General features: G+C 66.1%; 13 protein-coding genes. 6 read left to right on the top strand and 7 right to left on the bottom strand.

Annotation, left to right across the window (positions count from 1 at the left end; all coding sequences use genetic code 11):
• Positions 1 to 474: 474 nt before the first annotated feature.
• Positions 475 to 1,254, top strand: coding sequence for a hypothetical protein (locus tag C493_RS17570; protein ID WP_152421194.1), 780 nt, complete (start codon positions 475 to 477; stop codon positions 1,252 to 1,254).
• A 33-nt stretch (positions 1,255 to 1,287) separates the two neighbouring features.
• On the opposite strand, the gene C493_RS17565 is transcribed toward C493_RS17570, so the two are convergent.
• Positions 1,288 to 1,575, bottom strand: coding sequence for a DUF7565 family protein (locus tag C493_RS17565; RefSeq protein ID WP_007260833.1), 288 nt, complete (start codon positions 1,573 to 1,575; stop codon positions 1,288 to 1,290).
• Between the two features lie 227 nt (positions 1,576 to 1,802).
• Here C493_RS17565 and C493_RS17560 point away from each other — a divergent pair, with 227 nt between their 5' ends.
• Positions 1,803 to 2,579 carry a PHP-associated domain-containing protein gene (locus C493_RS17560; RefSeq protein ID WP_007260832.1) on the top strand — a complete coding sequence of 259 codons (777 nt, stop codon included), beginning with the start codon at positions 1,803 to 1,805 and terminating at the stop codon, positions 2,577 to 2,579.
• Between the two features lie 37 nt (positions 2,580 to 2,616).
• Here the strand turns inward: C493_RS17560 and C493_RS17555 are convergent, their stop codons facing one another.
• Entirely contained in the window at positions 2,617 to 2,799 is a 183-nt protein-coding gene (locus tag C493_RS17555; protein ID WP_007260831.1) for a hypothetical protein, read from the bottom strand.
• A 142-nt stretch (positions 2,800 to 2,941) separates the two neighbouring features.
• On the opposite strand from C493_RS17555, the gene C493_RS17550 reads away from it, so the two are divergent.
• Entirely contained in the window at positions 2,942 to 3,148 is a 207-nt protein-coding gene (locus C493_RS17550) for a dodecin family protein (RefSeq protein ID WP_049889457.1), read from the top strand.
• 68 nt (positions 3,149 to 3,216) lie between these two features.
• On the opposite strand, the gene C493_RS17545 is transcribed toward C493_RS17550, so the two are convergent.
• The 3 genes from C493_RS17545 to C493_RS17535 are packed head-to-tail and all read right to left on the bottom strand — an operon-like array spanning position 3,217 to position 5,910.
• Positions 3,217 to 3,693: a DUF5615 family PIN-like protein gene (locus C493_RS17545; RefSeq protein WP_007260829.1), complete on the bottom strand. Its 477-nt coding sequence runs from the start codon at positions 3,691 to 3,693 to the stop codon at positions 3,217 to 3,219.
• Positions 3,694 to 3,717: 24 nt separating this feature from the next.
• Positions 3,718 to 5,469 carry a DNA polymerase/3'-5' exonuclease PolX gene (polX, locus tag C493_RS17540; RefSeq protein ID WP_007260828.1) on the bottom strand — a complete coding sequence of 584 codons (1,752 nt, stop codon included), beginning with the start codon at positions 5,467 to 5,469 and terminating at the stop codon, positions 3,718 to 3,720.
• On the bottom strand, positions 5,470 to 5,910 hold the full coding sequence (locus C493_RS17535; RefSeq protein ID WP_007260827.1) for a DUF5788 family protein: 441 nt from the start codon (positions 5,908 to 5,910) through the stop codon (positions 5,470 to 5,472).
• 260 nt (positions 5,911 to 6,170) lie between these two features.
• Between C493_RS17535 and C493_RS17530 the strand changes: the two genes are divergently transcribed.
• Positions 6,171 to 7,118: a rhomboid family intramembrane serine protease gene (locus C493_RS17530; protein WP_049889450.1), complete on the top strand. Its 948-nt coding sequence runs from the start codon at positions 6,171 to 6,173 to the stop codon at positions 7,116 to 7,118.
• Between the two features lie 89 nt (positions 7,119 to 7,207).
• Positions 7,208 to 8,011 carry an endonuclease V gene (locus C493_RS17525; RefSeq protein WP_049889449.1) on the top strand — a complete coding sequence of 268 codons (804 nt, stop codon included), beginning with the start codon at positions 7,208 to 7,210 and terminating at the stop codon, positions 8,009 to 8,011.
• A gap of 13 nt (positions 8,012 to 8,024) precedes the next feature.
• On the opposite strand, the gene C493_RS17520 is transcribed toward C493_RS17525, so the two are convergent.
• Complete coding sequence (locus tag C493_RS17520; RefSeq protein ID WP_007260824.1) at positions 8,025 to 8,918, bottom strand: universal stress protein; 894 nt, start codon at positions 8,916 to 8,918, stop codon at positions 8,025 to 8,027.
• 200 nt (positions 8,919 to 9,118) lie between these two features.
• Between C493_RS17520 and C493_RS17515 the strand changes: the two genes are divergently transcribed.
• Positions 9,119 to 10,195 (top strand): SDR family oxidoreductase, encoded by a 1,077-nt coding sequence (locus tag C493_RS17515; protein ID WP_007260823.1) that lies wholly within the window; start codon positions 9,119 to 9,121, stop codon positions 10,193 to 10,195.
• A gap of 269 nt (positions 10,196 to 10,464) precedes the next feature.
• Here C493_RS17515 and C493_RS17510 read toward each other — a convergent pair whose 3' ends face one another.
• Positions 10,465 to 10,737 carry a helix-turn-helix domain-containing protein gene (locus C493_RS17510; protein ID WP_007260822.1) on the bottom strand — a complete coding sequence of 91 codons (273 nt, stop codon included), beginning with the start codon at positions 10,735 to 10,737 and terminating at the stop codon, positions 10,465 to 10,467.
• Positions 10,738 to 10,817: the final 80 nt, after the last annotated feature.

Here is a 10,817-nt window from a genome sequence, read left to right as displayed (position 1 = left end):
CTAACGGACACCGCTGACGCGGTGTCCTTGCTCTCTTCGATTCCACAGCGACAGCTGAGCAGTATCAACAATCTCCTACAGAAGAGCGTAGACTAAATTTTGCGAGGAGCGGTTGTCGAGCACAGCGAGGCAACCCGACGACGTAAAATTTAGCCGTGTGACGGTGCGGGGCGACCAGATCCGCGTGCTGGATAGCGACGAACGGTAGTTCGTCGGACCGTGCGAACGGGCGCGAAGTGCCCGTGAGCAGACAGTGACGAGCGCTAGCGAGTCGGCGTTTTGTACTACATTTTGTAAGGTGAAGTGAGCGGGCGGTGCAAAGGCTGTGTGGCAAACGGGGCGAAACGACCCGTGAGCGACGCGCGCAGCGTTCGCTACGGACTCGAGGCCGGGCGGCGATTCGTCCGCCGACTGTCGAAGCGACGTCCTGTCGCCTATCAGAACGGTAATCACTCTCGACGGCGAACGGCCGTTATGGACGAGGCATCGTCCGGTGACTCGACGCCCGCTCGTTCGTTGCGTGACCGACTCGAGTGGGCGGTCGCCACCTACCGGGCGCACCCCGAACTCCTCCTTCCGTTTTCGGTCGTCGCAGTGCTCGGCGTCGTCCTCGAGGTGAGCCTCGAGTTGCTCGAGGAACTCGTCGACGTCGGGGCCGATCTGACGGTCCGCATCGCCACCGACGTCTACGACGTGGTGCTCTCGGAGTCCGTGCCGAACGAACTGCTCTCGGTCCTCGAGGAGGTGCTGTGGCTGTTCGTCGTCGGCGTCGCGGGGAACGCCTTCCTGACGGCGGTCCTCGCCTCGCTGGCGTTCGGTATCGCCGCCCTCGTCGCAGCGGACGCGACCGCGAATCGGACGCGATCCCTGACGGAACGAACGGGCGTCGCTGCACGACGCCTCCCTGCCCTGATCGCTGCTGGAGTCGTCGCGGCGGGACTCGTCGGCGTCGGTCTCGCGTTGCTCGTGGTGCCCGGGCTCTACCTCGCGATGCGGGTCGCGCTGGCGGCGCCGGCGATCGTCCTCGACGATCTCGGACCGATCGAAGGCTTGCGCGCCGGGTGGAAGGCCTCCGACGGACGGTTCTTCGAGGTCGGGGCGCTGATCGCGTTCGTCGCGATCGGCGGCGTCCTCGCGGCACTGATTCCGTACGTTGGCGTCCTCGTCGTCGCCGTCGGGGTGGTGCCGCTGTACGCACTGGCGGTAACTCGGTGCTACGTGAGCGAGCGCGATTCGAGGACGGCGGTCGAGTGAGTCGCGCGAAACGGTCGGCCGCAGACGCCGACGCTACCGCTTCAATTCCCGTGCGATCGTCTGCATGTCCGCGACGTCTTCGACCTCCTCTAAAAGCTCCTCGCGGTTGCGAACGTCCTCGGAGCTCGCGCCGTAGGCGCGGACGTACTCGGCGCGGCTGTGTTCGGTAAAGGCGTGGCGGATCGCGAGGTAGCCGTCCGGAACGACGGTTCCGCAGACCTTACACTCGCGTCGTTCGTGTTCCGTCGCCTGATGGACGACGGTCGACTCGACGTCCTCGAACACCGCCCCGCAGCCGTCGATTCCGCATTCCCAGGCCATTCACTATCACTGAGGTATCGAGCGGCCGGCCTCATTATCCTTTCGCAGACAGGTCTGTTGACTCGAGCGCGCTCGAACTGTCGATCCCGGATCGCTGAAAGCGGCCGTTCGGTCCGCAAGCGGATACAGCCGACCGGTACGCCGAGTCACCCGCTATCGATTCGTCGTCTCGATTGCACAGTCCGAAAATCAGAATTCATAACTCGACCGTCTCGAAAGGGGCAGTCGTGAGCGAGAGCGAGGGGACAGCCGTGAAGACCCGAATCGACTGCCACGTGAAGGTGCTCGACGACCGCGTCGTCGAACGGGCGATCGACGCCGGACTCGACGCGATCGTCTACGCCCCCCATTTCACGCGCATTCCCGAGATCCGTCGGGAGGCAGCCGACTACTCGAGTGAGTCCCTGACTGTTATTCCCGCCCGCGAAGTGTTTGCGGGCTCCTGGCGCAACCGAAAGCACGTCCTCGCGATCGGTTTAGACGAGCCGGTTCCGGACTTTATCCCGCTCGAGACGGCGATGGCGGAGTTCGAACGCCAGGACGCCGCCGTACTGGTCCCCCATCCCGAATTTGCGACGGTGAGCGTCGACGAAACGGATCTCCGCCGGTACCGTGACGTCGTCGACGCCGTCGAGATTTTCAACCCGAAACACCTGCCCTCGCACAATCGTCGCGCTCGCGACCTCGCCGACGCGCTCGAGGTCGCTCCGTTTACGTCATCGTACGCTCACCTGCCGCGGACGATCGGCGTCGCCCACACGGTCTTCGACGGTGGAATCGAAGGTGAGGACGACCTCGTCGATGCGCTGCAGGCGAACGCCGCGCGTCGCGTCGTCTACCAGAACGGCCGTCGGCGCTGGTCGGTGACCGCGGGCGAACTCGCCCATCTGTGCTACGAAAACACCTGGAAGAAGGCCGATCGACTGTTCCTCTCGGGGACCGAGCCGACCCACCCCGACCACATCGCGTACGACGGCCGATTCGACGACGTCTCAGTCTACTGATCGCCGACCGTGAGCCGATCGATTCGTGCGGCGATGATCACTCCGTTCGTTTCGCCGCGTCCGCGCCGTTGTCCTCGAGTGCGTCGGCGATCCGCTCGAGTTGCAATCCGACGTAACAGAGCGCCTGCGTCTGCATGATCGCCGGATCGGTGCTCCACTCGTCGGTGATGTAAGCGGCCTGGCGTCCCGCTCGATCGAGCTGTTCGGTATCGTTTGACATGGACGGCGTATCGTACACGGCCGATCGGCGAAACGATTCCGGTGGCGACGGTCACTTGAACCTCGAGCGGGAGTCCATCTCGAGTGGGTGGCATTCTCACGCCCAATCTCTACTCCGCTCCGAGACGTGGACCCAGTGGACTATGGGAGAAACAGTCAAAGTCATCACGCTGACCGGGAACTCGACGGAATCGTGGGAAGACGCCGCAGAGAACGCGCTCGACGACGCCGACGAGACGCTCGAAAATATCACCGGCATCGAAGTGGAGTCACAGACCGCGGAGGTCGACGACGGCACGATCGAGGAGTATCGCACAACGCTCGACGTCGCGTTCGTACTAAACAGGTAGGTTACGGTCTACCGCATCCCCAGCGAATCCGAGCGAAGGCGGTTGGCCACACCGGTTGCCGACCGCTTTCAACCGTCCGCATCGATTCTCGAGAGCGTTCGTTCGACGCGCTCCCAGTGGCTCCCGCGCCAGAAGAACTGTCCGCACGCTCGACAGCGCCAGACGTCGGTCTCGTCCGCCGCGGGCGCGTACTCGGGCGTCTCAACCGCGCCCGACGACGCCGCCCGATCGACGGCCTCGAGTCGACCGTTACAGCGACCGCAAAACCGCGGCTCGTCGGCGAGCGTGAGGTCGACGCCCGCGTTCGATAGCTCCGCCAACTGGTCGTCGACCTCGAGCGACTCGAGGAGGATCGATCCCGATTCGTCGGCGCGAGCCGCGAGGTCGACGTCGCGGGTGACGAGCGTTCGGTCCTCGGCTGTGGCACACGCGAGGAGGGCGTCGTCGGCCTCGAGGTCGCGATCGCCGGCGTAGACGGTGTCGTGGCCGCACATCCGAAGGTAAGCGACCAGCCCGCCGCACATAACGTCGAGGAGGAATCGCATGAGTGCAGAGACGAACGAACGGGATCAGTGCAGGAACTCGCGCAGGTCCTCGAGTTCCCAGGTGTTGATCACGTCCGCGGGCTCGGCCCAGCCGCGGCGGGCGGTGTGGACGCCCCAGCGCATGTACTCGAGCGTCGAGGGCTGGTGGGCGTCGGTGTTGATCGAGATCGGCGCGCCTTCCTCGAGAGCGGCCTGAACGGCGCTGCCCCAGAGGTCGAGTCGGCGGGGGTTGGAGTTGACCTCGAGGGCGGTGCCGTGTTCGGCGGCGGCGCTCCCGAGCGCGGTCGCGTCGAAGTCGAGTCCGGAGCGCTCGTTGAGCATCCGGCCGCTTGGGTGGCCGAGCACGTCGACCGCGGGGTTCTCGACCGCCGTAATCAGTCGCTCGGTGGCCGTCTCGGCGTCCTGATCGAGCGCGCTGTGGGTCGAGGCGACGATCACGTCCAGCGCGTCGATCACCTCCTTGGAGAGGCCGATCTCCCCCTCGGCGTCGACGTTGGCCTCGATGCCCGCAAAGACCTCGATATCGGCCGCGGCGGCGACCTCGCGGATCGCCTCGACCTGCTCGAGAATTTCGGTGTCGGGAAGGCCCATCCCGCCGACGATTCCTGGCCCCTCGGCGTGGTCGGCGACGCCGTAGAACTCGTAGCCCATCTCGGCGGCGGCGTCGATCATCGCCTCGATGCTCGTGTTGCCGTCGGACCACTCGGTGTGGCTGTGGAGGTCGCCGCGGATGTCCTCGCGCGCGACGAGCTCGGGGAGGTCGCCGTTCGCGGCGGCCTCGATTTCGCCGCGGTCCTCGCGCAGTTCCGGCGGGATCCACGGCAGCCCCAGAGCGTCGTACATCCCCGCCTCGGTCTCGCCGGCGACGCGGTCGCCGACGCGTTGTCCGGTTTCTGCGTCCTCGAGGTCGGAGACGTCGAACGCTCCGTACTCGTTTAACTTCATCTCGCGGTCGATCGCGTAGTTGCGCAGGGCGACGTTGTGGTCCTTGCTGCCCGTAAAGTACTGCAGGGCGGAGCCGAACTCCCCGGGGACGACCACGCGAAGGTCGACGCGGATCTCGCCGACCCGGATGCTCGCCTTCTCGGGGCCGGACTCGATCTCGGCGTCGACGGAATCCCAGTCGACGAACGACTCGATTACCTCCTCGCCCGCGTCGGTCGCGACCAGCGCGTCCACGTCGCCGATGGTCGCGCGCCACCGGCGGATCGATCCCGCGACCTCGCAGCGTTCGACCGCCTCGAGGCCCTCCAGAAACGCGAGCACGTCGTCGGCGAGCGGACGCGCCTCACCCAGTAGCTGGCGCTGACCGACCTCGCGGGCGAACTCGATCCCGTCGCGGATGTTTTCCTCCGTCTTCGGGCCGAACCCCTTCACCGCCTGAATCTCGCTCGCTTCGGCCGCCGCCTCGAGGTCGTCTAACGTCTCGATCCCGAGTTCGCGGTAGAGTTTCCCCGCCGTCTTCGGGCCGACGCCCTCGATGCGCGTGATGTCGGCGATGTCGATCGGCAACTCGGCGCGCAGTTCCTCGAGTTCCTCGATCGAGCCGGTTTCGACGTACTCGACGACCTTCGAAGAGATGGCGTCGCCGACGCCGTCGATCTCGTCGAGAATTTCCTCGTCGCCGTCCTCGATGCGGTCGGCGATCGGGACGGGGTGGGCCTGGATATTCTCCGCTGCGCGGCGGTAGGCCCGGGGTTTGTACTCGACGTCGTCGGCCTCGAGCAGGTCGGCGAACTCCTCGAAGCGCCCGGCGATTTCGGCGTTCGTGGCCATCTACCGACCCCTCCGCGAACTGCCGTCGTCGTTTTCGCCAAGCGCCTTCTTAAGGAACGACATCCAGCGCTTTGTATCGGCGGCCTGCTTGGCCTGCTGTTCTCGCTCGAGATCCGTCGGGCCGAGGCTCTCTAAGGCGTTCAGCGCGCGGTCGATCCCGATGATGCTCTGAGCGAGTTCCTCGCCCTCCTCGCGGGAGATGTCGCCCTCCTCGATGGCCTCGAGGCGTTCGACGCGCTCGCGGCGGAGGTTCCGTTTGGCCTGCTCGACGCGGTCGCGCTCGCCGGGCGGGACCGTCTCGCGGCGCTTGATCTCGAAGACGAACGTCCGGAGGTCGATCGCCTCGCCCTGGACGGTGATCGTCTCCGGGATGTCCGCGCCGACGGTCGCGCCCTCTCGCTCGACGCGCTCGAGCAGCTGCTTGCGCTCGTATCCTTGCACGCCTCGGTATGGGGCCTCGGCGGGCAAAAATGTACAGTCCGCGACCGGCAGCCCGGCGGTCGATCGACGTCGGGACTCGAGCGAGTCGGCCCGAAACAGTAATTTAAATGACTCCATACGGCGAGTTAGTGTCGCCCAAGTAACTGGTTCGGCCGGGTAAACCCAGCCATACGAAGCCGTGACGGCGAGGGTGGCGGCCGCTACTCAGCAGACGGAACGAACCCCAAATCCCTTAGCGGTGCTCCCCTTAGCCCCGGTCAATGGCGAAGTGCGACGCGTGTGGGAAAGACGAAAGCATGCCCTACAACTGTCGTCACTGCGGGGGGACCTACTGCGGCGAACACCGCCTGCCGGAGAATCACAACTGCACCGGGATCCAGGACTGGAACGACCCGGGCGGCGTCTTCGACAGCGGGTTCGACGACAGCCTCGACAGTGGCGGTAGCGGGGGAACCACCTCGAGGGCCTCGAGTCTGAGCGACAAGTTACCCATCGATACCGGGGCGGGCGGGCCGCTCGCGTACTTCCGCGGGAACATGACGTACACGTTCCTGCTGTTGATCTGGCTCACCTGGGTCGCCCAGGGCCTCGTGGCGTTCCTCGGCGGACCGACGCTCTACCAGTCGCTGTTCGTGCTCTCTCCGGAACATCCCGAATACGTCTGGACGTGGGTGACGTCGGTCTTCGCTCACGCACTGCCGCCGAATTTCTTCCACATCGTGTTCAATAGCATCGTGATATTCTTCTTCGGACCGCTCGTCGAGCGGTACGTCGGATCGAAGGAGTTCGCGATTCTGTTCGTCGTGAGCGGTGCGGTCGCCGGTCTCGCACAGATCAGTATCACCGCTTTGCAGGGTGGAACGACGGGGGTTCTCGGCGCGAGCGGAGCCGCGCTCGCAGTTCTCGGGGTGATTACGATCCTCAATCCCGACCTCCGCGTCTACCTCTTCTTCATGATCCCGATGCCGTTGTGGATCCTCACAGCCGGGACGGCGCTCATCAGCATCTTTTTCATCGGGAGTGGCGGTAGCGGTGGCGGCGGAATCGCCCACATGGCCCACCTGGTCGGTCTCCTGATCGGCCTCGCCTACGGCGAATACGTCAAGCGGACGCAAAACGTTCGTACGCCGAGTCAAATACAACTCGGCGGTGGCGGTCCCGGCGGACCCGGCGGACCGGGTGGACCCGGCGGCCGTCGCCGGTTCTGAGGATCGGTTCGCCCCGTCCGTCCATTCACTCCCACACTGCTTCGCAACCCCGACACTGATTTTCGACCGCCGTCAACGTCCCCACAGTAATGGCACCCCCACGGCCCGATCTCGCACCAGATCCCGCCCTCGAGCGCGACGACATGGAAACCCTCCAGCGCGACATCGCCGACGTGGCGGTCTTCGAAGACGACTTCGAGTTCGACCCGTCGACGCTCGGTGACCCCCTCGCGGCGGCCTCGAGCGGCGCCGACCCGCTCACCGTCGTCGGCGTCGACCAGTCGTTTCTGACGAACGAGGCGGGCGACCAGGACCGCGCGCTCTCGGCCGTCGTCGCCATGCGCGGCGGCGAGGTCGTCGAGCGCGTCCACGCGGTGACGTCGCTCGAGATCCCCTACATTCCCGGCTTGCTCTCCTTTCGCGAGGGACGGCCGATCCTCGAGGCGCTCGAGACGCTGTCCGTCGAGCCGGATCTCGCGCTGTTCGACGGCAGCGGCCGCATCCACTTCCGGCAGGCCGGCATCGCGACCCACATGGGCGTCGTTCGGGACGTTCCCAGTATCGGCATCGCGAAGAGTTTGCTCTGTGGTGAGCCGCAGGGGTCGACGGAGCACCTCGAGGTCGGCACTCGAGTCCCCATTGAGGCCACCGAGCGCGTCGACGCGCCCGCGGGGACGCTGCTCGGCTACGCGGTCCAGACGCGACAGTACGAGTCGCCCGACCGCTACATCAACCCGCTCTACGTGAGTCCGGGCCACCGCGTCGGCCCCGAGACAGCGGCCGACGCCGCGCTCGCGCTCGCCTCGTCGTACAAACTCCCCGAACCCGTCCGTCGGGCCGACAGCTACGCGACCGAAGCGAAGCGGGAGTTCCTCGAGGGCGAGGAGCCGTGAGCGAGCAGCGATACTAGGAAACCGGCCAGAACTGTCGAACCCGCTCGAGCGGCGACCGGCCGACCGACTCGCCGTCGCGAGCTAGCAACACCGTTCGATCGGCCCGTCGCGTCACCGTCTGTGGAATCGAGCCGACGAGTCGCCGCTGTAACGCACCCTGACGGGTCGTTCCGAAGACGAGCACGTCGTGTTCGTCTGCCCGCTCGAGCAGCGTTTCGACGACGTTCTCGCCCTGGAGAACCGACGATTCCGTCCGGACGGGCGGCCCCGGCGCCGATTCCAGAAGCGCCAACGCGTCGTCGACGTACCCGCGGGCCGCCGCCGGCGTCGTTTCGTCGTCGACCGAGCAGAGCCCGACGGTCGCGTCGTTTCGGGCGGCGATCGCTTTCGCGACCTCGACCGCGGGCCTGACGTGGGGGCCGCCGCCGACCGGCACCAGAATCGAGTCGACGCCGTTTGCTTCGTGGCCGATACGTTCGACGTAGACGTCACACGGCGCGCGCTCGAGGACGCGGTCGACGGCGGTACCGAGGAGCGCGTCGGTGCGGCTGTCCCGCTGGTGCCAGCCGATGACGAGCGCCCGCGCGTCGGTTTCGTCGACCGCCGCGAGCAGTCCGTCCGCCACCGAGTGGCTGACGACCAGGGAGGCCTCGACCGTCACGTCCGCGGGCGCGACCGCGACGGCGTCGTCGATCAGTTGCTGGCTTCGGCCGGCGTACTGTTCGAGGATCGTTTCGTCCGAGTAGACCGAAAACGGCGATTCGTACGGCTTGACGACGACCGACACGATCTCGACGGCGCCGTCGTTCGCGCGGGCGAGATCACCGGCCGTTCGGACGAGCTGTTCGGTGTGGGCCGGATTCCCGACCGCGGCCAACACGGGTCGGTTCGTCGTCTCGGAACTCATGTGTGGTACTAAGTACCACCATAGTGAATAGCTCACGGACGGAAATCAGGACAGTCACCGAAACTGACCAAGTGCGTAGTTCGAATTCGAGCACGCACCGTCGGCGGGTGCCCACTGGCGCCGGCGCCTGCCGATTCGAACGGTACGGTGAGCGCGACAAACCGTCGATACTTAGGTATCGTCGCTCGAACCGGTCACGTATGACTAACGTCGACGACGCCGAGGGGTCCGGCGAGGAGGAACACGACGAGGTGCTCGAGGACGAGCAGGGAGTCGAAACGACCGTGGACGGACCGACGATCGAGGAGCGAGACGACACCGAGAAACGGGAGACCGCCGCGAGCGCGAGCGCGTCGACCCGTTCCGCCTCGAGCGACGCCGACTCCGACTCCGAACCCAAATCCGACTCGCAGACCGCGACCGTCGGCGACGAGGACGACCGCTACACGCGCAAGAAGTCGGTGCTGATCACGGGCTGTTCGTCGGGGATCGGCCGCGCGACCGCGACGGCGTTTCTCCACGACGACTGGCAGGTGTTCGCGACCGCGCGCGACACCGACGATATCGAGGCGCTCGCGGAGGCCGGCTGTACGACGTTCGAACTGGACGTGACCGACCCGGATCAGGTCTCGCGAGCCGTCGAACGCGTCGTCGACGAAGCGGACGCGATCGACTGCGTGGTCAACAACGCCGGCTACGCGCAGATGGGGCCGATGGAGGACATCTCCACGTCGGACCTACACCGTCAGTTCGACGTCAACGTCTACGGACCACACCGGCTCGTCCGCGCCGCACTGCCTCACATGCGCGCACAGGGCGCCGGCCGAATCATCAACGTCTCGAGCGTCTTCGGCCGCGTCTCGTTCGCCGGCTCGGGCGCCTACTCGGGTTCGAAACACGCCCTCGAGGCGATGAGCGACTCGCTGCGCGCCGAGGTCGAAGAGTTCGACATCGACGTGGTCGTCATCGAGCCTGGCCCGGTCGAGACGAACTTCGCCGATCGGGTCGGCGAGGAGCTCCCCGAAACCGAGCGATCACCGGCTTACGAGACGCTGTACGAACTCTACGAAGAGATGCGACTCATCGGCGGCGGCAGCGGCGGCCCCTTCGCTTCCGAACCCGACGACGTCGCCGAGGCGATCCTCGAGAGTGCACGGGCGCCGGAGCCGCCGGCTCGGTATCCGGTCGGTCCGCTCGCTCAGTACGGCGTCTACGCCAGATTCCTGCCCGATACGCTGCGCGACACTGGCTACCGACTGTTGCGTAAGCTGGTCTGAACTGGATCGGCGTCGCGAAGTGACGATCTGGTACCGAGCTGAGACCGCGGTGAGAACGAACAGTCGTCGGCAGTCGACGACGCCGCTGAGATACTGTTGAGACGGACGACGGCCAGCCGTGCCGAACGGTCGACGCGCCCTCGAGCGAAACGGTAGACGAAGTGCTGTGCTATGGGACGGGGCTGGGTGGTGTGTCGCGGTCCCCGAGCGAAACGGTGCTATGGGACGTTCGCTCGAGTCACGGTGGCCCTCGCTCGAGGTGGCGGCGATCAGTCGGCCGGATTCGTCGTGTGCTGGTCGGCGGGAGCGTCCGGCGTCGCCGTCGGCCGAGCGCTCAGGTCGGACTCGACGAGCGTGTAGACGCCGCCCGTGCTCTGACGGATCTCCCCAGCGCGCTGCAGGGCGCGACAGCGCCGCTCGACGGTCACGGGGTGGTCATCGAGAGCGGCCGCCAGTTCGGCGATCGTCGCCGGACTGGCCTCCTCGAGGGTCTCGAGGATCGCGTCGGCCTGCGTCTGGTCTGGGTAGTCATGGTCTGGCATACCGTCTCAAATACTACTTATTCGGTCGAGAGTATGAAGCGCGCAGTCGGTTCCCAGCGGCTTGGAAAGCGGTAACCATT

It is taken from the genome of Natronolimnohabitans innermongolicus JCM 12255, assembly GCF_000337215.1.
In the GTDB taxonomy this organism is placed as follows: Archaea; Halobacteriota; Halobacteria; order Halobacteriales; family Natrialbaceae; genus Natronolimnohabitans; species Natronolimnohabitans innermongolicus.
The sequence above is the reverse complement of the archived record's forward strand: the minus strand, read 5'-3'. Positions and strand labels throughout refer to the sequence as shown.

What these genes read in the sequence shown, in the direction of transcription:
- C493_RS17570 (WP_152421194.1), top strand. Translation starts at nt 475, where the DNA reads ATGGACGAGGCATCGTCCGGTGACTCGACGCCCGCTCGTTCGTTGCGT.
- C493_RS17565 (WP_007260833.1), bottom strand. Translation starts at nt 1,575, where the DNA reads ATGGCCTGGGAATGCGGAATCGACGGCTGCGGGGCGGTGTTCGAGGAC.
- C493_RS17555 (WP_007260831.1), bottom strand. Translation starts at nt 2,799, where the DNA reads ATGTCAAACGATACCGAACAGCTCGATCGAGCGGGACGCCAGGCCGCT.
- C493_RS17550 (WP_049889457.1), top strand. Translation starts at nt 2,942, where the DNA reads ATGGGAGAAACAGTCAAAGTCATCACGCTGACCGGGAACTCGACGGAA.
- C493_RS17545 (WP_007260829.1), bottom strand. Translation starts at nt 3,693, where the DNA reads ATGCGATTCCTCCTCGACGTTATGTGCGGCGGGCTGGTCGCTTACCTT.
- polX (WP_007260828.1), bottom strand. Translation starts at nt 5,469, where the DNA reads ATGGCCACGAACGCCGAAATCGCCGGGCGCTTCGAGGAGTTCGCCGAC.
- C493_RS17530 (WP_049889450.1), top strand. Translation starts at nt 6,171, where the DNA reads ATGGCGAAGTGCGACGCGTGTGGGAAAGACGAAAGCATGCCCTACAAC.
- C493_RS17525 (WP_049889449.1), top strand. Translation starts at nt 7,208, where the DNA reads ATGGCACCCCCACGGCCCGATCTCGCACCAGATCCCGCCCTCGAGCGC.
- C493_RS17520 (WP_007260824.1), bottom strand. Translation starts at nt 8,918, where the DNA reads ATGAGTTCCGAGACGACGAACCGACCCGTGTTGGCCGCGGTCGGGAAT.
- C493_RS17515 (WP_007260823.1), top strand. Translation starts at nt 9,119, where the DNA reads ATGACTAACGTCGACGACGCCGAGGGGTCCGGCGAGGAGGAACACGAC.
- C493_RS17510 (WP_007260822.1), bottom strand. Translation starts at nt 10,737, where the DNA reads ATGCCAGACCATGACTACCCAGACCAGACGCAGGCCGACGCGATCCTC.